This window comes from Aquabacter sediminis (assembly GCF_028863665.1).
Lineage (GTDB): Bacteria > Pseudomonadota > Alphaproteobacteria > Rhizobiales > Xanthobacteraceae > L1I39.
In genome coordinates this window covers 58,606-81,815 of the sequence record NZ_JARBFX010000001.1, presented here as the reverse complement: position 1 = coordinate 81,815, position 23,210 = coordinate 58,606, and the positions used below count along the sequence as shown (strand labels likewise).

The following is a 23,210-nucleotide window of genomic DNA, read 5'->3' as shown; positions in this document are numbered from 1 at the left end:
GACGACCATGTTGATCTGGCTGAACGATGGGTTGGTGGAGGCTGATGCCGCCGCCATTTCCCCGCAGGATCGCGGCTTCACCCTCGGCGACGGCCTGTTCGAGACCATGAAGGCTGTCGGCGGCCGCGTGCTGCGCCAGGACCGCCATTTTGCACGGCTGCGAGAGGGAGCGCAGGTGCTCGCCCTGCCGGTGCCGCACCTCGATCTGGGCGCCGCCATTGCTGCGGTGCTCGGTGCAAACCGATTGCTGGATGCGGTGGTGCGGCTGACGCTGAGCCGGGGCGTGGGTCCTCGCGGCATCCTGCCCCCGGCGGATGCCCGTCCTACGCTCGTGATCGCCGCGGCGCCCTTGCCGGCGCCGATGCCGCCAGCGCGTCTGTGCCTCTCACAGCGCACGCGCCGCAACGAATTCTCCCCGCTGGTGCGTATCAAATCCCTGAACTATCTGGACAACATCATCGCGCGGCAGGAGGCGGCGGCGCGCGGCTATGACGATGCGTTGCTTCTGAACACGCAGGGCCGGGTTGCGGAGGGCACCTATGCGAACCTGTTCGTGATCCTGGACGGCCACCTGGTGACGCCCCCCCTGACCGAAGGCGCGCTTCCCGGCATCCTGCGTCGGGAGGTGCTGGCGGCGGGCGGGCGCGAGCACAGTCTCACCCTCGCGGACCTGGAGCGGGCCGAGGAGGCGTTTTTGACGTCCAGCCTCGGCATCCGCTCCATTGTCTCCATCGAGGACCGCCCCCTGCTTTCCGCAACCATGGCCGACCGGCTGCGGCAGGCCGTCATCTGACGACCGGCAGCCGGCGCGCCGGCTCAAGCGGTAAAGGCCTCGCCCTTGGGCGGGATGACCACCTTGGCCGGGCCGTCCTTCAACGCGTCCACGAACGGCGCCGGATCCTGGATCAGCAGGCCGAACGTGGCGTAGTGGCAGGGCACCACGGTCTTGGCCGTGATGAACCGCTTCACCGCCAAGGCCGCCGTGGCGGGTCCCATGGTGAAGCGGTCGCCGATGGGCACGAAGGCCACGTCGGGCGCATGGATCTCGCTGATGAGGGCCATGTCGGAGAACAGGTCGGTATCTCCCAGATGCCAGACCGTCGGTTCGCCCGGCGCCTTCACGATGATGCCGTTGGGATTGCCGAGATAGGTCGGGTTGGCGCCGCCGCCGCCCGAGGAATGGTCCGCCCGCACGAAGGTGGCGCTGAAGCCGCCCATCTCCACGGTGCCGCCGGTGTTCATCATCTCGAAGGCGCTGAGGCCCTCCCCGCCCAGATAGGCGCACACTTCGGGATTGGCCACCACCTTGACCGTCCGGCCTGCCGCCTCGGCGGCCTTCACGATGGAAACCGTGTCTCCGATATGGTCGCCATGACCGTGAGTTAGGAGGATGTGCGTCACGCCCTCGGCTGCCTTGGCCTTGTCGCTCACAAAGGCCGGATTGCCGGTGAAGAAGGGATCGAAGAGCACCACCTTCTCCGCGAAATCCAGGCGGAACGCGGCGTGGCCGAACCAGGTAATTTTCATGAGGTGCCTCTTTCGGTGGTGAACGGCGGGCGGAGCATGCCGAAAGGCCGGCTGCGGCGCAACGCATCTCGCGCCGGTGGCGAGCCCACCCCATCCATGGTAGCCAAGGCCATGTCCGATCAGATTGTTCCGACGCCCTCCACGCAGCCCGCCCCCGTCGTCCCCCTGGCGGATCTGGCGCCGTTGCTTGCGCCGCGCGGCAGCTTGATCGGCCTCGATCTTGGCACCAAGACCATCGGCGTTGCCGCCTGCGATCCGGACCGTCGGCTGGCGACCGTGGTGGAGACGGTGAAGCGCACAAAATTCACCGCCGATGCTCAGCGCCTGCTGCACCTGGCGCATGACCGCAAGGTGGTGGCTTTCGTCCTCGGCCTTCCCCTCAACATGGACGGTACGGAAGGCCCCCGCGCCCAGGCGAGCCGTGCCTTTGCCCGCAATTTTGCCCGCCTCACCGCCTGCCCCATCGCCCTGTGGGACGAGCGCCTGTCCACCGCCGCAGTGGAGCGGGCGCTGATCCAGGCGGATGTCAGCCGGGCCAAGCGGGCGGCGGTCATCGACCAGCACGCGGCTCTCTTCATCCTGCAGGGCGCGCTGGATTTTCTCGCCCAGCAGGCCGCACGCCAGGCTGAAGCATGAACATGCGCGCGCCCGCGATTCGCTCCGCGTTTGTCCGCCACATGTTCGCCCCGAGCGACCTCCTGTCCCATAACGGGACGCGAGCCGTCCGCCCCTAGCCATGGCCGCGGCGCCCTTCATCCCGGTCTGCCTCGCCGATTATGAACGCCTCGCGCTGGCGCGCCTGGACGGGGCCGTGCAGGCCTATCTGGAGGGCGGCGCGGCCGATGAAATCACGTTGCGGGAGAACCGCGCCGCTTTCGATCGCATCCGCCTCGCGCCCCGGGTGCTGCCCGACCTCAGAGGGGCGAACACGCGCCTGGAACTGCTCGGGCTGGACTTGCCCCATCCCATTCTCGTGGCACCCACCGCCTATCACCGCCTGGTCCATCCAGAAGGCGAGCGGGCGACCGCCCAAGGCGCGGGAGTGATGGGCGCCGTCATGGTCGTCAGCACCCAGGCGAGCGTGGCGGTGGAGGACATCGCTGCCTTGGCCACCGCACCACTCTGGTTCCAGCTCTACATGCATCCAGACCGGGGTGTGACCCAACATCTGGTGCAGCGGGCCGAGGCGGCCGGCTGCCGCGCCTTGGTGGTGACCGTGGATGCGCCGGTGAGCCTGCGTAACCGCGAGGAGAGGGGCGGCTTCCGCCTGCCGCCGGACGTGGAAGCGATGCACCTGAAGGGGCTGCCTCCTCTGCCCACGCCCTCTCCCGCCGCCATGGGCGAGGTACCCGTCTTCAATGGCGGGCTGGATGCCGTGCCCGGCTGGAGTGACCTGGGCTGGCTGCGGGAGGCGTGCCGTCTGCCGATCCTGCTGAAGGGCATTATCCATCCCGACGACGCCCGCCGCGCGGTGGCGATGGGGATGGATGGTCTCATCGTCTCCAACCATGGCGGCCGGGTCCTCGACACCGTCCCCGCCGCGATCGACGCTCTCCCGCACGTGGCGGAGGCGGTGGCCGGGGCCGTGCCCGTCTTGATGGATGGCGGGATCCGGCGCGGCACGGACGTCGTGAAGGCCCTGGCACTCGGCGCGCGGGCGGTGCTCGTCGGCCGACCGTGCCTGCATGGGCTGGCGGCTGCGGGCGCGCCCGGTGTTGCCCATGTCCTGCATCTGCTGCGGGCTGAGCTTGAAGTGGCCATGGCCCTCACCGGCCGCACGACCCTCGCGCAAGTGGATCGCTCCGTGCTTTGGCCGCCGATGCCTGTCCACATGTGATTTTCAGCTTGGCCATTTTCTCCGGAACCGGATGCTTGGCTGTGCGTTTCTCAAGCGAAACAAACGGAGACTTCGCTATGAGCCGCACCGGTCTTTACGCCATCATCGCTGTCCTGGTGGTGGCCGGAGGCTATTTCGCCTACCAGACCTATCAGGAGCACGAGAAGGACGAGCGCTCGCTTCAGATCGAGGTGGGACCGAACGGTGTGAAGGTCGATCCGCCCTCGCGCTGACCGTCCAAATTAATACCGCGGGGCATTCACGCCCCGCGCCTGTGCCGCGCGCGCCAGCGTCCGCTGCTTGACGGGCTCCCGGCCCATCTCCCGGCGCCCCTCCCTTCCGTCCCCTTCCGGTGCGGCGCAACAACGCCCCCCCAGGCGCCCAAGGTGGATTTTGTTTGTGAAAGCAAAGCAATGGTTCCGTCTGGTCACGGCCCAATAACGACCGCCCGCCCTTCGCGGCTTCCTTTGTAATCGTTTGAAATGCAGCGCAGCAGCAGTCGCATGCCGTAGTTCTGCGGAATTGCTGCAAAGTTCAAGCCCTCCTACCGTTCGCCCGTGCAATCGAGAGGCGACACACGACGCGTCCGCTGACCACGCCTATCAAAGACCAACTGCTTGGCGACGCGCCAGTTGGTCGGCGGGGTCCGTGACACGGCAGGTGAATCGCGGTCTCGCCCGTCCCCGCCTCAGGCGCGGGCGGACAGCAGGAGCGATCCATGGGCGCGCAGATCCCACCCTCAGGCCTCCCTTCTCCCTTCGATCCGGCGGCCTGGTTCCCCACCGCGAAGGCCCTGCCCCCCTTCAAAGCGTTCGTCGATGCCTGGGCGAAGCCGGCAAGTGGCGCGCCGCTCGCCTTTTCCCATGCCGGCGCCCTGCCGCATTTGGCGGGCAACCCATTCGGGGCTTATGTCCAGGATGGCTGGCAGCGCTCCATTCTCTTTGCGGACCTTCTGCGCCAGCGCGGCAACCAGCAGGAGGAGATCACGTCCCGGCCCACCGCCACGGTGCTCAGCTTCGATCATGAGGTGATCGCCAGCGGGCGTGCCTTGCCGCGGCCCATCAATTATTCCCTCACGCGCATCATTCCCCCGCCGGGGGTGGAGGTGGACCCCACCAAGCGCCCCGTCGTGGTGGTGGACCCCCGCGCCGGGCAAGGACCCGGCATCGGCGGCTTCAAGACCGAGAGCGAGATCGGTGAGGCACTCGCGAATGGGCACCCGGTCTATTTCATCGCCTTTTCCGCCGATCCCGAGCCCAGCCAGACCTTTCTCGATGTGGTGGAAGGGCAGGTGGCCTTTTTCGAGCAGGTGGCGCTCCTCCATCCCGATGCGCCCCCGCCCTTCGCCATCGGCAATTGCCAGGCCGGCTACCAGACCTTGATGGTCGCCATGTTGCGGCCGGACCTGTTCGGCCCCTGCATGGTGGCCGGCTCGCCCATGTCCTACTGGCAGGGCGAGCATGGCAAGAATCCCATGCGCTATTCCGGCGGGCTCCTGGGCGGCAGCTGGCTGACCGCGCTGGTGAGCGACCTGGGCAAGGGCAAGTTCGACGGCACTTGGCTGATCCTCAATTTCGACAGCCTCAACCCGGCCAACTGGCTGTGGGGCAAGCAATATGAGGTCTATGCGGCGATCGACACGGAGGGGCCGCGTTATCTCTCGTTCGAGAAATGGTGGGGCGATTTCATCACGCTGAATGGCGATGAGATCCAGTTCCTGGTGGACGAGATGTTCATCGGCGACAAGCTCACCCGCAACGCCATCCGCGCCAGCGATGGATCGGCTTTCGACCTGCGCAACATCTCTTCGCCGGTGATCGTCTTCACCTCGCTCGGCGACAATATCAGCCCTCCGCCTCAGACGCTGGGCTGGATCCTGGATCTCTACAAGGATGTGGACGACATCCGCGCCGAGGGGCGCACCATCGTCTATTGCATGAACCAGAAAGTGGGCCACCTCGCCATCTTCGTCTCCGCCAAGGTGGGCGCGAAGGAAGACGAGGAAATGGTGCGCCTGATGGATCTGGTGGATTGCCTGCCACCGGGCCTTTACGAGTTGGTCATCTCGCCAGCCAGCGCCGAGGAGGTGGCGGCGGGCGGCCATGCCTGGCACAGCCGCTTCGAACTGCGCTCCCTGGACGACATTCGCGCCTATGGCCGCAACAGCGTGGAGGATGATCGCGCGTTCGAGGCGGTGCGCCGGGTGTCGCAGATCAATCTCGCACTCTACCGCACGTTCCTCCAACCGGTGGTGCGGGCACTCGCCACACCGCAGATGGCGGATCTCCTGTTCAAGGCCAACCCCTTGCGGCTGAGTTACAGGCTGTTCGCCGACAGCAACCCCTTCATGAAGGGCCTCGCCCCCGCCGCGGAGGCCGTGAAGGCGGACCGGCGGCCCGTGGAGGCCGACAATCCCTTCCTGGTGGCGCAAACGCAGGCGTCCGACCAGATCACCCGCGCGCTCGATACGTGGCGCGACCTGCGGGACCGTTGGGTGGAGGCGAGCTTCTTCGCGCTTTACGGCTCTCCTCTGCTCCAGGCGGCGCTTGGCATGACGGCCGAGGAGAAGCTCCGAGATCTGCCGCCCGTCTCGCCCGAAAAGCGGGCATTCCGGGAGCACAAGATGGCGGCCTTCCGCGCACGCGTCACGAGCGGCGGATTCAACGAGGCGCTGCTGCGCGCGGTCCTCTTCGTGGGCTCGGCCGAGCGCGTGCTGGACGAGCGCAGTGCCCAGGCGCTGAACGAGGTGCGCGAGCATCTGATGCAGATGCCCATCGCCGCCTTCAAGCACCTGGTGCGGGAGCAGTTCTACATCATGCTTCTCGAGCGCGAGGCCGCCATTGAGGCGATTGCCGGCCTGGTGCCTGCCCCCGCAGAGCGAAGCCTGCTGCTGGAGACGACGCGCGACATCGCGCGGGCTTCGGGTCCCCTTCCTGTCGCCGCGCGCCAGCGCATCGAGAGCTTGGCGGCACTTCTCGCCGTCCCGGCGCCCCTGGACGCAGGACCGGACGCAGCTTCTGGCCTGCCGGCGCTGACCAGCGCGGCGGAATAGCCCGGAACGTGGATCCCGGCCCAAGGGCGGGACCATTCCGCCCGACCCGTCTGGGCGCGGTGGGTCCCGCCGGAATGTCGCGTCCGGGACAGGCGCTTGAGCAAGGTCAATTCACGGCCGCACCGCTTCAGGGAGCATGCGCAAGCGTGGCTTTGCGGCAGCGGAAATGAGAGGCGGACATGTCACAGACATTGGCGGCGCCGGGCGTTCAGGCGCCAAGGGAGGCCCCCCCCGACTCAAAGCCGGCAGCATCCGCGCCAGCGGGAAGCACTGCGGGCATCACCCGCCTCGACGCGCCTGCCATCGCGGCCAAATTCAAGGAGCTGGACAGCACCCCCAGGGGCTTGCCCGGCGCGGAGGTGAAAGCCCGGCAGGAAAAATACGGCCCCAACGCCATCGAGGCGAAGGAAGAGGGCAAGTGGGAGAAGCTGGTCGGCTATTTCTGGGGGCCGATCCCCTGGATGATCGAGGCCGCCGCCCTGCTCTCGCTCATCCGCTTCGACTGGCCGGACTTTGCCGTGGTGATGGGGCTCCTGCTCTACAATGCGGTCGTCGGCTTCTGGCAGGACAGCAAGGCGGCAAGCGCGCTCGCCGCGCTCAAGCAAAGCCTCGCTTTGAAGGCGCGGGCGCTGCGCGACGGGGCGTGGGTCACCATCGACACGGCGGAGCTTGTCCCCGGTGACGTGGTGAGCGTGGCCGGTGGGGAGACGCTGCCGGCGGACCTCCTGCTGGTGGAAGGGAAGTATCTCTCCGTCGACCAGGCGGCGCTGACGGGGGAATCCCTGCCCGTCTCAAAGGCGGTGGGCGATAGCGCCTATTCCGGCTCCATCGTGCGCCAGGGGACCATGACCGGGCTGGTCACCGCCACCGGCAACGCCACCTTCTTCGGTCGCACCGCCCGCCTCGTGGCGAGCGCGGGGGCGAAATCCCATGCGGAGAAGGCGGTCATCCAGATGGGGGACTTCCTCATCATCCTGTCGGCTGCCCTGGCCCTGGTGCTGGTGTTCGCGCAGGTCTGGCGGGACATCGGTGCAGATGGGCACTGGGAATGGAGCCATGCGGGCTCCATCGTACAGCTGGTGCTGGTGCTGCTGGTGGCCTCGGTGCCGGTGGCGACGCCGGCCGTCATGTCGGTGACCATGGCGCTGGGCGCGCTCGCCTTGTCGAAGCAGAAGGCCATCGTCTCGCGCCTGTCCGCCATCGAGGAACTGGCGGGCGTGGACATCCTGTGTTCGGACAAAACGGGCACCCTGACGCTGAACCAATTGACGCTCCAGCCGGCCATTCCGTTCGGCGATGCCAAGGCGGACGATCTCGTGCTGGCCGCCGCCCTCGCCTCCCAGCGCCAAAGCGACGACGCCATCGACAAGGCCGTGCTCGCGGCGGCGAATGCCTCTGTGCTCGCCACCTATGTGCCCGTGGATTTCACCCCCTTCGATCCCGTCAACAAGAAGACCACGGCCAGCCACCGGGGGCCGGACGGACAGGTGATCCATGTGGCCAAGGGCGCCCCGCAGGCCATCGCCAGCCTGTGCGGCCTCACAGAAGGCGACGCGGCGCGCGCCTATTTCGGCACGGTGGAGACCCTGGCCCGCTCCGGCACCCGCGCCCTCGGCGTTGCCCGTTCCACCGATGGCACGAACTGGACCCTGCTCGGCCTCCTGCCCATGCTGGACCCGCCCCGGCCCGACGCCGCCGCCACCATCGCGCGGGCGAAGGAACTGGGCGTGACGGTGAAGATGGTCACCGGCGACGACGTGGCCATTGGCGGCGAGATTTCCCGCCAATTGGGGCTCGGCGACCGGCTCCTGGTGGCCAGCGACGTGTTCGGCAAGGACGAGAGCCCCGAGCGCATCGCCATCGACACCGCCCGCGCAGTGGAAGTGGCGGATGGCTTCGGGCGCGTCTTCCCCGAGCACAAGTTTGCCATCGTGAAGGCCCTGCAGGAGCGCGGCCATATCGTGGCCATGACCGGCGACGGCGTGAACGATGCCCCTGCCCTCAAGCAGGCCGATTGCGGCGTGGCGGTGAGCGGGGCGACGGACGCAGCTCGGGGGGCGGCGGCCCTCATCCTCACCGCGCCGGGCCTGTCCACCATCATCCATGCCATCATGGAAGCGCGCGCGATCTTCGAGCGCATCACGAGCTACATCTATTACCGCATCGCCATGACCATCAACATCATGCTGGTGGTGGTGCTGGTCTATCTCGTCTACGACTTCATGCCGCTCACCGCGATCATGATCGTGTTCCAGGCCTTGCTTGACGACATCCCGATCATGACCATCGCCTATGACAATGTGAAGGTTCAGGACCGGCCGGTGCGGTGGAACATGCACCGGATCATTTCCTTCTCCTCCATCATGGGCCTGATGGCGCTGGTGCAGAGCTTCGGCATTGTCATGCTCGGCATGTTCTGGATGCGTAGTCCCGAGCTCACCGCCATCCTGCCCATGGATCTGCCCCATGTGCAGACCATGCTGTTCCTGCAGCTGGCCGCCGGCGGGCACCTCTTGTTCTTCGTGTCGCGGGTGCAGGGCACGCTGTTCAGGCCGCCTTATCCAAGCTGGCCGGTGCTGGCGGCCATCTTCGGCACGCAGGTCTTCGCCATCCTCATGTGCGCCTATGGCCTCTTCATGCCGGCGCTGCCCTGGCTGCTGATCGGGGTCGTCTGGGTCTATTGCCTCGCCTGGACGCTCATCATGGACGGGGTGAAGCTGCTTTATTTCCGGATGGTGGAGCGCCGCGAGCGCACCCACAGCCTCATCGACGCACCCCTCGGCCCCGTCGGGCCGGCCTGATCGCGAAAACGGGCCGGTGCGCCCCGCACGCACCGGCCCGGCCGCTCACACCGAAAAGCCCAGGTCTTCCCGGTTGGAGGCGCTGGAAAGAGCGGCGATGAACTGGGCGGCCTCAGCGGCGCGTGGGCTGGAGAGCGCAACCGCCGCCGTATACATGGAGGTCAGCGCCAGCGGCCCGGGCAGTTCGCCGATGACGTCGAGACCGTCGGTGGCGAGGATTTCGGTGGCCTGCGTGCAGCCGAAGGCACCTTGCGCGCCAGACGCCGCAAGGGCGGCCATGGCGGTGGCGCCGTTCGGAAACTCGCGAATGCGGGGCGCCATCTCCTCCGCAAGACCGAGCATGGACAGCACCTTGGCCACATGCTGGCCAGCGGTGGACTTTGTCATGTCCGGCACAAAGAGGCTCTCCGCCCGCTGCCAGGCCGCCTTCAAGGCCTCGGGCGTGTGGACATCGGGATGGGCCTGGCCGGCGGGCACCGCCACGCAGGTGGCGACGCGCCCCACATCGGTGATGCTGCCAGGCACAAGGCGCCCCTCGGCGGCGAGCGCCTCGATGAGCGCGCGGGTGAGGATCAGGAAATCCGCCGGATCGCCCTCGCGGAAGCGGGTGGCCATGCCCCCGACCGCGCCGAACTCCCCATCCACGGAGAGACCGGTCTTTTCCTTGAAGGCCGGGGCAAGGCTCCGCACCAGCCCATGGGCGGCGCCGCCGCTCAGTACGCGCAAACTCGTCACGGGATCACTCCATGGCTGAAAGGATGGCATCGCGCGTGATGGGCATGTGCCGCACCCGCACGCCGATGGCATCGAACACCGCATTGGCGATGGCGGCCGCTGTCGGCCCCTGTGAAGCCTCGCCCGCCCCCAGAGGCGGAGCCCCCGGATGGGTGCAGATCTCCACGTCCACGGCCGGCACTTCGGCGAAGGTCAAGATCGGATAGGTGGCCCAGGCGCGGGAGGTGATCGCCTCCCGGTCGAACCGCACCGCCTCCTTCAAGGCCCAGCTCGTGGCCTGGACCGCGCCGCCCTCGATCTGGTTGGCGACGCCGTCCCGGCTGATGACTTCGCCCACGTCCACCGCGATGGTGAGGCGCCTCACGCGCACCTCCTCCTCGCACAGAACGTCCGCCACCGCGGCGCAATAGGCGCCCGTATTCTTGTAGCGGGCATAGGCGATGCCACGCCCCGTCCCATCCCCCGCCCCCTGGCCCGAGGGCCAGCCCGAACGTCGCGCCACCGCTTCAAGAACGGCAAGGGCGCGCGGATCCTTCAGGTGACGCAGGCGAAAGGCCAACGGGTCCTCGCCGCGCTCGCGGGCCAGTTCATCCATCACCTGCTCGATGGCAAAGACATTTGCGAACGCCCCCAGCGCCCGCAGCGCCGAGGTGCGCACCGGCATGGTCAGGAGCCGATGATTGGTGATGCGCCAATCCGGGAAATCATAGAGCGGCACCGCATTGCGGTCGGAGCCTCCGCCGGTGGCCAGCGGCATGTTGATGGAGACCGGCCGGGGAAAGCCCGCCGCGATCTCGCTTGCCGCCAACAGGGTGGGCGTCGCCGCCCGGCCCGGCCGCAGGCTGTGGCCATTGCTCCACACATCGTGGCGCCACGATACGACTTCGCCGTCGCCATCGAGGTCGACGCCGATCTCCACCGCCATGGCGGCGCCGAAGGGCGCGTTGGCAAGCTCGTCCTCCCGGGTCCACTGCACCCGCACCGGCTCACCGGGGCAGGCGCGCGCGAGAAGCGCCGCATCGAGCGCCACGTCATCGGCGCCGTTATGGCCATAGCAGCCGGCGCCCTCCACGTGGTTGACCACCACATGATCGGGTGACAGCGAAAACGTGCGCGCGAGGTCGGCGCGGAGCATGAAGATGCCCTGGCTGTGGCTCCACACCTCCAGCCGGTCCCCGTCCCATCGCGACAGCGCGCAGCAGGGCGCGATGGCAGCGTGGGCGATGAAGGGGCGGGAAAAGCGACGCGTCAGCGTCCGCGTCACCGTCCGATCGGCCGGGCCCTCCCGGCGATCCACCAGCATGGTCTCGCAGGGGGCAGAGCGGAGCCAGCCCGCCAGGTCGGCCTCGTCGGGAAGATCGATGCCGCCCTCCCAGACCGCCCGCGCCTTCAGCCGCGCCGCGGCGCGGTCAAGGTTCTGCTCGGTGCCGCCCACGACGCCCAGAAAATTCCCGTCGCGCACGATCTGAACGTCCGACGAAAGATCGTCGATGTCGGGCACGTCCACCAGCCGGGCGCCGGAGCGCAGCGGGCGCACCACGCGGCCGTGGCGCATGCCGGGCAGACGCAAATCGTGGATGAAGCGGGCGCGGCCGAAGACCTTGTCTGGAGTGTCGAGCCGGGGCAGGTCGCCGGCTTCGTATGCCTGCACCGGCAGTGGGCTGGCACTCTCGGGGGCTGCGGGCCGATCGAGGAAGAGATCGGCGGCGAGATCGAAGTAGCTCACATGGGCATTGCCCGGTCCCCGGACGATGCCATCCTCCACCCGGCACGCCTCTGGGCGAACGCCCATGCGGACGGCCGCCATCTCCACCAGCATCTGGCGCACCTCGCGCCCCACATGGCGCAAAGCGCGGCCACTGTCCTGCACCGAAAGGCTGCCGGAGGTTACCCCTTCGTCGGGGCTGTGGGCGGTGCTCGGCGGCACCATGCGGATGCGGGCACGGTCCACCTCCAGCGCATCGGCGGCGATGGTGGCAAGCGCGGTGAGAATGCCCTGCCCGATCTCCACCTTGCCGGGGCTGACATGCACCTGGCCATCGGGCGTCAGGCGCAGCCAGCGGCCGAGCGTGGGATTGGTGCGCAGGCTTCCGGGAAGCGCCGGGCCGGTCATGGCCGCATCTCCCCGGCCGCCTTCAGGATGGCCCGCACCATCCGATTATGGGCGCCGCACCGGCACAGGTTGCGGGCGAGGGCATGGCGCACCTCGTCCTCCGTGGGATCGGGATTGGAAGACAACAGCGCCGCAGCCGACATGATGATGCCCGAGACGCAATAGCCGCATTGCATGGCCTGTTCGGACAGGAAGGCCGCCTGGAGCGGATGGGGGCGAGTTTCGTCCCCCAGTCCTTCCAGGGTGGTGACCTCCTTGCCTTCCACCGCCCAGAGCGGGGTCTCGCAGGCGGTGATGCAGGCGCCGTCCACCAGCACCCGGCAGGCGCCGCATTCCCCCTCGCCACAGCCGAAGCGCGGGCCGGACAATCCCAGCGCTCCACGCAGGACGCTGAGCAAGGTGGACTGCGGATCGGCCTCCACGGGCCGGTCCGCGCCATTCACATGCAGGACGTGACAGGCCATCGGGGTCAGTCGGCCGTGATGTTGAACTTCTCGACCACGCCCCGCCACTTGGCGATGTCGGCCTTCAGATAATCGTCGAACTGGGTGGGCGTCATGATCATGGGCACGGCGCCGGTCTTGCCCCAGTCGATCTTGAGGTCGGGATTGCTGAGATATTTCACGATCTCGGCATTCAGCTTGTCGACGATCTCGCGCGGCGTGCCGGCGGGCGCCATGAAGCCGAGCCAGATGGAGGCCTGGTAGCCGGGCAGGCCGGCTTCCTCGGCGGTGGGCACATTGGGCAGCACGGTGGAGCGGGTGGGGCCGGTGGTGGCCAGGGCAATCACCTTCCCCGCCTGCACCATGGGCGCCATGGTGGTGACCGCATCCATCATCATCTGCACATGGCCGCCCACCACATTGTTGCGGGCATCGCCGCTGCTCTTGTGGGCGATGTGGATCATGTCCGTGCCGCTCATGGCGCGGAACAGCTCGGTGGCCATATGGTAGGGCGTGCCCTGGCCCGACGAGGCATAGTTGATCTTGCCGGGATTGGCCTTGGCGTAGGCGATGAACTCCTTGAGCGTGCGCGCCTCAACCTGCGGGTTCACCACGATCACCAGGTCGGAATAATTGACCGGCGACACGCCCACGAAATCGCGCATCAGCTCGTAGGGCTTCTTGCGCAGCAGGGATTCGTTGGCGGTCTGGGTGTTCGACATCATCAGCAGCGTGTAGCCGTCCGCCGGGGCCTTGGCGGCTTCAACGGTGCCGATCACCGAGCCGGCACCGGGACGGTTTTCGACCACGAACGGCTGGTTGAACACCTCCTGGAGGCGCTGGCCCACGAGGCGGGCATAAAGGTCGGCCGGGCCGCCGGGGCCGAAGGGCACGATGATCTTCACCGCGCGGGAGGGATAGGACTGCGCCGCATTCTGCGCCAGCGCGGGCGTGGCGATGGCAAGCGCGGACAGGATGGCAATGCCGTGGGCGAGGCGTTTCAACATGGGGACCTCCCTAAGGGATCATGGCCGCTTCGGGCCGCTTGTTTTTTGATGCACAGGGCGATGCCAGGCGCGGCGACACGGCCGCCGCGCCTAAAGGATCAGTGGAACGGGTTCTCCAGGCTGCCGAGGCCGGTGATGGCGAGGCGCACCACATCCCCAGACTTCAGGAATTTCGGCGGCTTGAAGCCGATGCCGACGCCCTGGGGCGTGCCGGTGGCAATGATGTCGCCGGGCTCAAGCGTGGAGCCGCCGGAGATGAACGCGATGAGGGTCGGAATGTCGAAGATGAGGTCGGACGTGTTGGCATCCTGGCGCAGTTCGCCATTCACCCAGGACTGGACCTGAAGGTTGGTGGCGTCCACCTCGTCCGCGGTGGTGATCCAGGGACCCATGGGGCAGAAAGTGTCGAGCGCCTTGCCCAGATACCACTGCTTGTGATTCTTCTGGCGATCCCGGGCGGTCACATCGTTCACAATGGTGTAGCCGAAGATGTGGTCGAAGGCGTCCGCCTTGGCGATGTTGCGCCCGCCCTTGCCGATGATGAGCGCCAGCTCGACCTCATAGTCGATGGCGTCGGTGACGCCGGGATGGGTCTCAACTGTCGCGCCAGGCCCCACCACGGTGGCCGGCGGCTTGCTGAAGACGGCCGGATAGGCATCGATCTCGGCACCCGCCACCGCACCGGCCTCGAAACCGGACTGGGCGAATTCCTTGGCATGCTCGCGGTAGTTCTTGCCGACGCAGATGATGTTGCGGCTCGGGCGCGGGATGGGGGCGAGCAGGTGGACCTGCGAGAGGGCGATGGGTTCGCCGGCGGCGGCGAGCGCGTCCTGGTGGGCCTGCCAGCCGGCGATCAGTTCGAGCATGCCGCCCGCCTTCACCGGACGGACGGTGCCGGCCTGCGCATCCACGACGCCCACCTGGGTGCGTCCCTCGAATTCAAAAGTGGCCAATTTCATGATCGGGCTTCTTTGGTCAACCAATTTGTGGACATTGATGGATTGGTTGACTATATGAAGCCGATGCCTGTTGTACAGCGCAAAAATAGATGAACCATTGCCGCGATGGGTGAGAGATTGGTTGACCATTCCCGGATGAGCGCGCCAGCCGCCACCAAGCAATCGGCGCGGGTGCATGACTTCCTGGCTGCCGCGATCAAGGGCGGCGACTTCAGTCCGGGCGCCAAGCTGCCGACGGAGCGCGCTTTGTCCGAGAAACTGGGCGTGCCGCGCAGCGCGGTGCGTGACGGCCTTTCCGTGCTGGAAGCGCGGGGCCAGGTGGTTCGGATCGTGGGCAGCGGCACCTATGTGGCGGAGGCGCCAAAGGCGGCCCCTGCTCCCGCCCTGCCCCAGATGGGCCGGGATGCCAGCCCCGCCGACATCATGGCCGCCCGCCTCGTGGTGGAGCCGCGCCTTGCCGCCTTGGTGGTCACCAATGCCACGAGCGCGGACCTGGAGCGCATCGACCAGTGCAACCGCGCCACGGACATGGCGGAGGATTTCGAAGCCTTCGAGCATTGGGACGCGGCCCTCCACGAAGCCATTGCCCAGGCGACGCGCAACCCGCTCATCATCGACATCTATGGCGCCATCACCGGCGCCCGCGACCGGACCGAGTGGGGCGACCTGAAGCGCCGCACCATCACGGCTGAGCGGCGCGCCCTCTATTCCGTGGAGCATGGCGTCATGGTGGCCGCCCTCCGCGCTCGGGACGTGGCGGCGGCGGAGGCGGCCATCGCGGCGCATCTCCTCACGGTGCGGCGCAACTTGCTGGGCGTGTGAGGCGGCGACCTTTTCTTCCCGCGCGGTCCCCTTTAGAGACGCGGAAGGGATGATCCCTCCCAGCCGGTGAGGCGGGAGGCCCATTGTCCTCCCCGCCCCTGCCGCCCCCGAAAACGAGGGGCACCGCGCCGCCGGCCGCCTCTCGCGCCCCGGTGGCCCAATCAAGGAAACGCTCCCATGGCCCGCATTCCCTATGGCGATCCGGAAGCCCCCGAGGTCAAGCCCCTGGTGGATCGCATCGTCGCCGAACGCGGCAACCTGCTTCACCTCTACCAGATGCTCATCCATAGCGGCCCGGTGGCCGAGGGCTGGCTGAATCTCCTCACCGCCATCCGTCAGAAGGGCGTGCTGCCCGGTGGGCTGCGGGAGATGATCATCATCCGCATCGCCGGCCTCAACAACGCCCCCTATGAAGCCGACCAGCACGTGCCGATCGCGCTGAAGGAAGGCGTGCCCCAGGCACAGCTCGACGCCCTCGCCCAGTGGAAGGAAAGCGCCCTGTTCTCGGCCAAGGAGCGGGCGGTGCTCGGCTATGTGGATGCCATGACCCGGCAGATCCAGGTGCCGCAGGACGTGTTCGCCGCCGTGCGCGCCCATTTCAACGACCGAGAGATGGTGGAGCTGACCGCCACCATCGGCGCCTACAACATGGTCTCGCGCTTCCTGGAGGCGCTGGAGATCCACTCGCACGACAAGCGCTGAGAGCCGCCGGGTGCACAGGCCCCACGGACCCAGACATTACTCGGCGAGGACGGACCTGTTCCGCCCCGCCGCCTTGGCCGCATAGAGCGCGCGGTCTGCGCGATCCACGAGCACTGCATAGTCCGGGTGCCCGCCATAGACCGCGATGCCGATGGAAACCGTCACCCGCGTCTCGCTCTGGTCCGGCAGGCGCAGCGGCGCGGCCTCCAGCGTGGCGCGCATGCGCTCGGCCGCGATGATGGCTTCATCACCCCCTGTCTCGACAAGCGCGATCAGGAATTCCTCGCCGCCATAGCGAAACACGAAGTCGCTGGCCCGCACGCAATAGAGCACATGCTCGGCCACATGGCGCAGCACCACGTCGCCGACGCCGTGGCCATACCGGTCATTGATGGCCTTGAAGTTGTCCACGTCCAGCATCAGCACGGAAAAGGGACGACCCGACTTCGCCGCGATGGAGATTTCGCGCCCGAGAATCGTCGCCATGAAGCGGCGGTTGAGCGCACGGGTGAGCGGATCACGTCCCGATTCCACGGCGGCGATGGACTGGAACATTTCGCCGAGCAGGAATTTCAGTTCCTCCACAACGCGCTGGAGCTGCGTCACCAAGGGCTGGAGATCGGCGCTGCCCGACGCCTTGGCCGCCTCGATGCGCGGGAGCATCTGAAGGTCGATTTTCCGCAAGCCCGCCACCAGATCGTCGAGGCCCTTGCGCCCGTCGAAAAGCAGGCCGGCGCGATGGACGACCCAAAGCCCGAACGGCGCGGAGGAGATGCGGCGCAACGATCCACCCGTGCCAGGATCGAGAAGCGCGAACAGAAGCCCCTGGCTCCACTCCATCAATTCGGCACGCTGGCGCTCGTGCTCAAGCGTGATGTCCTGGCCCAGCTCGAACAGCCGATAGGCCTCGTCCATTTGCGCGCGTTGCACCGAGCGGGCCATGTAGGCATCGGTCATGACCGCAACGGCGGCGTCCACGCGCGCATTCATGGCGCGGATGAGCGCCACCAGATGCGGGAGCGCCATGGGCAACCCTTCCAGCCGCGCCAGCAATTCGGTCTTGATGAGGCCCGCACCCTTCACCACCAGCGAGGGCGGGATCTTGATGCGTGCATGAACTTCGCCGATCTGGCGCTGCGCCGCCTCGTCCATCTGCGCGTCTGCGAACAGGGAGACGATCCAGTGATGGAGGGAGTGCTTGAGGCGCGCTTCCACCATGTCCGAGCTCAGAAAAGCCTGGGCCTGCGGATCATCCAGGAACCCGGCATAGAATCGTTTCACGATGTCGTCGGCGCTGGCGGCGGCAAGGTGCTGGAGGGTCAGGCAAAGTTCGGCGTGCGACGGCACGGCACTCTTGTTCATTCGCAATCAAAAGCTCGGCAAAGAAGGCTCGGCCGCGAACCTATCGGCTGGCCCGTCCAGCAGCAATGACAGGCTGGCGGACCATTTGACCAAGGTGTGCGCTTCTGCGCCGACGCGCATGCGAAGCGATCCGTTCCAGTCTTGATTTTCGGAATGAATGGCGGGAGTGACGGGGCTCGAACCCGCGACCTCCGGCGTGACAGGCCGGCGCTCTAACCAACTGAGCTACACCCCCGAAGCGACGGTGCGTTTGCGGCGCCGCGTCGGTGTGGCGCTTCGATAAGGCCGCCTCGGGTCCAAGTCAAGCAGGCCCTCTCGCAGACGTTTCCGACCCTGTGCAAAACTTTCGCGACAGCGGCGGTGGACGCTTTGTCCCTGCATGGGGCGCGAGGCACCGTGCCGCATCGGATGCACCCTTTACGGCCCCCCGCCTTTCGGTGTCATACTCGCCCCGCGCATGGTGCGCGGGAAGACCGGCCTTGAGAACCACGCATCCTGCCTGGAGAGCATGGACCGCCCTTGCGGCGGCCTATCTGCTTGTCCTGCAGATGCTCATGGTCGGGTTGGCGACACCTGCCCTTACGCTCGAATCGGCCGGCATCCTCTGCCAGTCCGCGGCGGGCGCCGATTCCGAGGGGCCGCTTTCGCCGGGGGGGAGCCCCTCCGCCGACTGCTGCATTCTCGGTTGCCCCATGTTCGGCCCCACGGTGGCACCGCCTCCGGCCTTTTCCGCTCCGCTTCCGGCGCGCGCCTTTGACATGGCCACGCAACAGGGCCAGTCGCATCGGGTGGGAGCGGGCCTTGGCTCCTCGGCCGCCCAGGCACGCGCTCCTCCGTCACAGGTCTGACCGCCTTTTCGCTGTCGCCCTCTTTCTGACGGATGTGCCGCCGCGGCCTTGCCCGGTGGCCAAGGAGCATTCCCATGAGCTTTGCCGCTCGCGCGCGCCGCGCCGCGCCCCTGTCTCGCCTGCCTGCCCCGCTCGCGCGCCTTTTGCAGCGCCTCTATGTTGAGGAGGTGGTCGCTGCGCTCGCCTTTGCCGCCTTCCTTTTGACCTTCTCGGCGCAGGCCCTGCTGGCGCACGAATTCAAGGTCGGGCCCATCGAGATCGACCATCCCTGGACCCGCGCCACCCCAGACGGCGCCAATGTGGCCGCCGGCTACATGACGCTGAAGAATTCCGGAACCACCGCCGACCATCTCATCGCCGGCACCCTTGACGGGGTGCAGAAGGTGGAGATCCACGAAATGGCGATGAAGGACGGCGTCATGATCATGCGCCCCGTCACCGGCGGCGTGGAGATTCCCGCCTCCGGCACCATGGCGCTGAAGCCGGGCTCCTATCATGTGATGTTCATCGGCCTCAGCCAGCCGCTCAAGCAAGGCACCAAGGTGAACGGGACGCTGACCTTCGAGAAGGCCGGCACCGTGCAGGTGCAATATGTGGTGGAGGCCCTGGCGGCGCAGACCAGCGGGCATGATCACGGCAGCATGCCCGCTACGGGCAAGTAGCCCCATGGCCAGGTTCAAGATTCCAACGCTCGCCCTGGCCGCGACGGCCGGGGCCCTGCTTCTGCTGGGCGCGGGCTTGGCGGTGACACCGTTCACGGGCGGTGGCAGCCGACTCGCTCCGTCCGGCTCGGCCTCCGCCGCCGCTCCGGCCGCCATTGGCGGCCCCTTCAAGCTGGCCTCCTCAAAAGGCGGCACGTTGTCCGACCAGGACCTGAAGGGCGCGCCCTTTGCCATCTTCTTCGGCTTCACCCACTGCCCGGAAATCTGCCCGACCAGCCTGTGGGAAATGTCCGAATCGCTGAAGCGGCTCGGACCGGAGGCGGACAAGCTGAAGGTCCTGTTTGTCACCGTGGATCCCGAGCGGGACACGCCCGAGATTCTCGCCCGATATCTCCAGTCCTTCGATCCGCGCATCATCGGGCTGTCAGGCAGCCAGAAGGAGATGGAGGCGGCGGCCAAGGCCTATCGGGTCTATTGGCGGAAAGTGCCGACTTCAGACGGCGACTACACCATGGACCATACGGCGCTCATCTATCTGATGGACGCCAAGGGCGGCTATGAGGGCTTCATCGCCTACAAGGATGATGAAGCCACCCGCGACCGCAAGCTGCGCGAGCTGCTGGCAAAATCGGCGGGTCCGTCATGAGGGCCGAAGCCCGTTCCGCCCTCGCGGACCTCGCGGTGACCTTCGTCTCGGGCGCCGCAGCCGGATTTCTCTTTGCCGCCGGCGTACAGGGCCTGGGTCTGACGGGGGCAATGACCCTCATCGATATCCGCGGGGACGGCCTGGATCTGCGCGACGTGGCAGCCTTGGCCTGGATTTTTGGTCAGATGGCGGTGCTCGCGCGCTTCGTGCTGCCGGTCATGATCCGCGCCTGACAAGGCGCCCCTCGGGACACGGCGTGGCCGTGTCCCTTCGCTCCGGCCTTGGCCGGTCATGAGTCCAATGCGAGGGAGAGGACGCATGCGCATCGTTCGCCTGGCCCCTGCTCCGCCCCAGCCGAAGCCTGTCCGGGCCGTGCCGGTGGTGAGCGGATGCATCGAGAGCGGGGACCTGTTCCAGGGCGACCGCCGGATTCGCATCGCCCATGGAGATCAAGTCTACACACTGACACTCACAAGAAAAAATACGCTCATTCTGACAAAATAAGTTTCCTCATTACGGTTTTTCACCTTGACGCGATCCGCCTCAGGGAACGAAAACGCGTGCCCGAACGCGTTTAGTTTCAACTCATTATCTAAGCATTACTTTCGTAAATTGTGGAAATGCAGCTGCCATTCAGGCAATATTCTGCCATAGTTCGAGAGCGATCGCGCCCTCAGTCCCCTTGCCGCATGTGATCCTTCGCGGAAGCCTGCACGCCATGGGCATGGGATGGGCGGAACGGGGCAGGGGGAAACAAATGCAGGGCGGTCGGGCACGGGCGAAGACGAAGGCGGGCGTTCGCGCGTCCAGCCTCGCGCGCGCCACGTTCGCCCTTCTGCCCCTCCTCCTGGCCTATGCGCTGGTGTTTCAGGTGGTCCTGGCGAGCGGCCTCATGGCCGCGCAGGCCGCCAATGCGTTCGATGCCGGGAGCCTTTGCCTTTCAACCGTCGGCGCCGGTGACCTCCAGGAGGGGGCCGAAGGGGCCTCCGATGGGGTGCCGCACGGCCCGCAAGCCGCCGTCCTCCACTGCCCGCTGTGCCTCTCGCGGGTGGACGCGGTGGTCCTTCCGCCGCCCGCTCCGAACTTGCACATCGAGCGGCTCGCGACCCCCCTGCGATTCCAGCCGGGCCACGCGCAACCGGTTCACATCCCGGCGGATCGCCCCGGCTTTCGCCCGCGCGATCCCCCCGTTCGGGTCACCTGAAACCAGCGGACGCGCAGGAACACGCCCTCTTCCCGTCCAGCCAACGCCTTGCGCTTCGCGCCGGCGGCTGCCCGGCCACGGCTGTCCCGATGCACCCTCCCCTTCCCTCCTTGCGCCGGCGCGCAGGTCCCGACGGGTAAGCACCCGCGACCAGCCGATGCCGCGCCCCAACCTTGCGGTTCGACATGACAGACTTCTGCCTCTCCCCCCTGCGCGGCGCCTTGCACCGAAGCACCGCCCTCGCCTCTCCCGCACCCCTTGCTGTGGCGGCTCCCATGGCGCCGCTGGCCGTGCTCCTCCTGCTCCAGATCGCTTCCAGCCCCGCCCACGCGCAAACGGCCGGCATGAGCGCGCCGCAACCGGAGCTTCCAACCATCATGGTGACCACCACCAGCATCGGTGGCAGCGGGGGACGGGGCGCGGGGCTCGCCCCCTTCACCCCTATCGACACGTCGACCCTCTCCGCTGACGAGGCCGCGCGGGCGACCCTCTTCACCAGCGATTCCGGCTCGCTCGTCTCCAGGCTTCCCGGCGGCGCCGCCTGGGGCGCTGGCGGCGTTTCGAGCTTGCCCATGGTGAACGGCATGGGCGCGGACCGCGTCCAGGTCGCCATCAACTCCATGATCTTCTCGCCGGCCTGCCCGAACGAGATGAATCCGCCTTTGTCCTATGTGAACCCGGCCCAGATCTCGAAGGTGAAAGTGTATACCGCCACCGCGCCGGTCAGCGCCGGCGGCGACTATACGGGAGCGCGGGTGGATGTGTCCCTGGCCCCTCCCGCCTTCACGCCGGGACAGGCGGTGAAGGTGACCGGCAGCGTCTCCGGCTTCTATCGGGGCAACGGCAATGGCTACGGCGTCGACGTGAACGCCACCGCCTCAAACGAGGACACCAGCGTCACCTATACGGGCGGCTGGGTGCGGGCCAGCGACTACACGTCCGGCAACGGCACCGTCATCAAGTCCACCATGTATGAGACGCAGAACCACGCGCTCAGCATTTCCAAGAAGCTGGCGAATGACGGCCTCCTGACGGTCCAGGTGGGAGGGCAGTTCATCCCCTATCAGGGCTATGTGAACCAATACATGGACATGGTCGACAACAAGTCGGTGTTCGTGAACGGGGCCTATGAGGGATATTTCGACTGGGGCAAGCTGGAGGCGACCGCCTTCGCCAACAATGTCCGCCACACCATGGGCTTCATCCAGCCGGACAAGACCGGCGACATGCCCATGGATACCCGCAGCACCGACATGGGCTACACGGTGAAGGGCACCATCGCCGCCAGCGCCATCGACGTGGTGCGGGTCGGCAACGACCTCTTCTACAACAATCTCGACGACTGGTGGCCGCCCGTCGACGGCTCGATGATGATGGGACCCAACACCTTCATCAACATCAATAACGGCCAGCGCCTGCGGTTCGGCTATTATGCCGAGTGGCAGCGGCAGGTGAATGCCCAGTGGTCCACCATCATCGGCCTGCGCAACGACATCGTCTGGATGAATACGGGCGACGTCCAGGGCTATAATGAAATGATGTACGGCGCCAACGCCGCCGCCTTCAACGCCCTCAGCCACCAGCGCACCGACTTCAACATCGACGGTTCCGCCATCGTCCGCTACGAGGCCAATGCCTTCTCGCTCTATGAGTTCGGCCTTGCCCGCAAGACGCGCTCGCCCAACCTCTATGAGCGCTATGCCTGGTCCACCAATGCCATGGCCATGGACATGATCGGCTGGTTCGGCGACGGCAACGGCTATGTGGGCAATATCGACCTGGTGCCCGAGAAGGCGCACACAGTGAGCTTCACCGCCGACTGGCACGACCCGGCCAACAAGGTCTGGCAGCTGCGCGTCTCGCCCTATTACAGCTATGTGCAGGACTATATCGACGTCCAACGTTGCGCCCTGCCCGGCTGCCTCTCCAGCCTGCCGAACAATCTCACCGCGCAGAACACCTTCGTGTTCCTGCAGTTCGCCAATTTCGACGCCTGGCTCTATGGCGTGAACATCGATGGCAAGCTGGCACTGTGGGACGACCGCACCTATGGCCAGGGCACCTTCCGGGGCGCGCTGAACTTCGTGCGCGGCCAGCGCACCGATGGCATCAACCTCTATCACATGATGCCCGTCAACGCGACGCTGGCGCTGGACCACACGCTCGGCAACTGGAGTTCCAGCTTCGAGGTGCAATTGGTAGGCGCGAAGACGCTGGTGAACGAGGTGCGCAACGAGGTGGAAACCTCCGCCTATGCGCTGCTTAATTTCCGCACCAGCTACCAATGGAACCAGGTCAACATCGCGTTCGGCATCGATAACATCCTCGACACCGAATATGACCTGCCGCTCGGAGGAGCCAACCTCGTCAACTACCAGGTCTCATCCATGATGGGCACGTCACCCGCCTGGGGTTATCCGGTGGCGGGCCCCGGCCGGTCCATCAACACCCGCGTGACGGTCTCCTTCTGACCGTCCGCCTCAGCCGGCC

The 23,210-nt window shown here is 66.9% G+C and carries 21 protein-coding genes and 1 tRNA gene; 14 read left to right on the top strand and 8 right to left on the bottom strand.

Annotation, left to right across the window (positions count from 1 at the left end; all coding sequences use genetic code 11):
* Positions 1–7: 7 nt before the first annotated feature.
* Positions 8–793 (top strand): aminotransferase class IV, encoded by a 786-nt coding sequence (locus tag PV781_RS00375; RefSeq protein ID WP_274773673.1) that lies wholly within the window; start codon positions 8–10, stop codon positions 791–793.
* Between the two features lie 23 nt (positions 794–816).
* On the opposite strand, the gene PV781_RS00370 is transcribed toward PV781_RS00375, so the two are convergent.
* The gene (locus PV781_RS00370; RefSeq protein ID WP_274773672.1) at positions 817–1,527 is read right to left on the bottom strand and encodes a metal-dependent hydrolase; all 711 of its coding nucleotides are present in this window, start codon (positions 1,525–1,527) and stop codon (positions 817–819) included.
* 111 nt (positions 1,528–1,638) lie between these two features.
* Between PV781_RS00370 and ruvX the strand changes: the two genes are divergently transcribed.
* From ruvX to PV781_RS00345, 5 genes are all read left to right on the top strand, one after another.
* Entirely contained in the window at positions 1,639–2,163 is a 525-nt protein-coding gene (gene ruvX / locus PV781_RS00365) for a Holliday junction resolvase RuvX (protein ID WP_274773671.1), read from the top strand.
* A 100-nt stretch (positions 2,164–2,263) separates the two neighbouring features.
* The gene (locus PV781_RS00360) at positions 2,264–3,364 is read left to right on the top strand and encodes an alpha-hydroxy acid oxidase (protein WP_274773670.1); all 1,101 of its coding nucleotides are present in this window, start codon (positions 2,264–2,266) and stop codon (positions 3,362–3,364) included.
* 77 nt (positions 3,365–3,441) lie between these two features.
* Positions 3,442–3,597 (top strand): hypothetical protein, encoded by a 156-nt coding sequence (locus tag PV781_RS00355; protein ID WP_209100228.1) that lies wholly within the window; start codon positions 3,442–3,444, stop codon positions 3,595–3,597.
* Positions 3,598–4,082: 485 nt separating this feature from the next.
* Positions 4,083–6,416, top strand: a complete 2,334-nt coding sequence (locus PV781_RS00350; RefSeq protein ID WP_274773669.1) for a DUF3141 domain-containing protein — start codon at positions 4,083–4,085, stop codon at positions 6,414–6,416.
* A 179-nt stretch (positions 6,417–6,595) separates the two neighbouring features.
* Positions 6,596–9,217, top strand: a complete 2,622-nt coding sequence (locus tag PV781_RS00345; RefSeq protein ID WP_274773668.1) for a plasma-membrane proton-efflux P-type ATPase — start codon at positions 6,596–6,598, stop codon at positions 9,215–9,217.
* 45 nt (positions 9,218–9,262) lie between these two features.
* Here PV781_RS00345 and PV781_RS00340 read toward each other — a convergent pair whose 3' ends face one another.
* The 5 genes from PV781_RS00340 to PV781_RS00320 all read right to left on the bottom strand — a co-directional run bounded on the left by PV781_RS00340 (position 9,263) and on the right by PV781_RS00320 (position 14,474).
* Positions 9,263–9,952, bottom strand: a complete 690-nt coding sequence (locus PV781_RS00340; protein WP_274773667.1) for a molybdate ABC transporter substrate-binding protein — start codon at positions 9,950–9,952, stop codon at positions 9,263–9,265.
* A gap of 4 nt (positions 9,953–9,956) precedes the next feature.
* Positions 9,957–12,065, bottom strand: a complete 2,109-nt coding sequence (locus PV781_RS00335) for a xanthine dehydrogenase family protein molybdopterin-binding subunit (RefSeq protein WP_274773666.1) — start codon at positions 12,063–12,065, stop codon at positions 9,957–9,959.
* A complete protein-coding gene (locus tag PV781_RS00330; RefSeq protein WP_274773665.1) occupies positions 12,062–12,529 on the bottom strand; it encodes a (2Fe-2S)-binding protein in 468 nt (155 codons plus the stop codon). The genes PV781_RS00335 and PV781_RS00330 overlap by 4 nt, the downstream gene beginning before the upstream one ends.
* A 5-nt stretch (positions 12,530–12,534) precedes the next feature.
* Positions 12,535–13,515: a Bug family tripartite tricarboxylate transporter substrate binding protein gene (locus PV781_RS00325; RefSeq protein ID WP_274773664.1), complete on the bottom strand. Its 981-nt coding sequence runs from the start codon at positions 13,513–13,515 to the stop codon at positions 12,535–12,537.
* A 98-nt stretch (positions 13,516–13,613) separates the two neighbouring features.
* Positions 13,614–14,474, bottom strand: a complete 861-nt coding sequence (locus tag PV781_RS00320) for a fumarylacetoacetate hydrolase family protein (RefSeq protein WP_274773663.1) — start codon at positions 14,472–14,474, stop codon at positions 13,614–13,616.
* A 135-nt stretch (positions 14,475–14,609) separates the two neighbouring features.
* Here PV781_RS00320 and PV781_RS00315 point away from each other — a divergent pair, with 135 nt between their 5' ends.
* Entirely contained in the window at positions 14,610–15,296 is a 687-nt protein-coding gene (locus PV781_RS00315; protein WP_274773662.1) for a FadR/GntR family transcriptional regulator, read from the top strand.
* Positions 15,297–15,473: 177 nt separating this feature from the next.
* Positions 15,474–15,998 (top strand): carboxymuconolactone decarboxylase family protein, encoded by a 525-nt coding sequence (locus PV781_RS00310; protein WP_274773661.1) that lies wholly within the window; start codon positions 15,474–15,476, stop codon positions 15,996–15,998.
* A gap of 36 nt (positions 15,999–16,034) precedes the next feature.
* Here the strand turns inward: PV781_RS00310 and PV781_RS00305 are convergent, their stop codons facing one another.
* Together PV781_RS00305 and PV781_RS00300 are read right to left on the bottom strand one after the other, a co-directional pair.
* On the bottom strand, positions 16,035–17,345 hold the full coding sequence (locus PV781_RS00305) for a GGDEF domain-containing protein (protein WP_274773660.1): 1,311 nt from the start codon (positions 17,343–17,345) through the stop codon (positions 16,035–16,037).
* A gap of 173 nt (positions 17,346–17,518) precedes the next feature.
* Positions 17,519–17,595, bottom strand: a tRNA-Asp gene (locus PV781_RS00300).
* A gap of 687 nt (positions 17,596–18,282) precedes the next feature.
* On the opposite strand from PV781_RS00300, the gene PV781_RS00295 reads away from it, so the two are divergent.
* The 6 genes from PV781_RS00295 (at position 18,283) to PV781_RS00270 (ending at position 23,191) form a co-directional block, all read left to right on the top strand.
* Entirely contained in the window at positions 18,283–18,870 is a 588-nt protein-coding gene (locus tag PV781_RS00295; protein ID WP_274773659.1) for a copper chaperone PCu(A)C, read from the top strand.
* A gap of 4 nt (positions 18,871–18,874) precedes the next feature.
* Positions 18,875–19,516, top strand: coding sequence for an SCO family protein (locus PV781_RS00290; protein WP_274773658.1), 642 nt, complete (start codon positions 18,875–18,877; stop codon positions 19,514–19,516).
* The gene (locus PV781_RS00285; protein WP_274773657.1) at positions 19,513–19,749 is read left to right on the top strand and encodes a hypothetical protein; all 237 of its coding nucleotides are present in this window, start codon (positions 19,513–19,515) and stop codon (positions 19,747–19,749) included. Before PV781_RS00290 ends, PV781_RS00285 begins: the two co-directional genes overlap by 4 nt.
* A gap of 85 nt (positions 19,750–19,834) precedes the next feature.
* The gene (locus tag PV781_RS00280; RefSeq protein ID WP_274773656.1) at positions 19,835–20,020 is read left to right on the top strand and encodes a hemin uptake protein HemP; all 186 of its coding nucleotides are present in this window, start codon (positions 19,835–19,837) and stop codon (positions 20,018–20,020) included.
* 253 nt (positions 20,021–20,273) lie between these two features.
* Positions 20,274–20,720 (top strand): DUF2946 family protein, encoded by a 447-nt coding sequence (locus PV781_RS00275; protein WP_274773655.1) that lies wholly within the window; start codon positions 20,274–20,276, stop codon positions 20,718–20,720.
* Between the two features lie 185 nt (positions 20,721–20,905).
* Positions 20,906–23,191 carry a TonB-dependent receptor gene (locus PV781_RS00270; protein ID WP_274773654.1) on the top strand — a complete coding sequence of 762 codons (2,286 nt, stop codon included), beginning with the start codon at positions 20,906–20,908 and terminating at the stop codon, positions 23,189–23,191.
* Positions 23,192–23,210 lie beyond the last annotated feature (19 nt).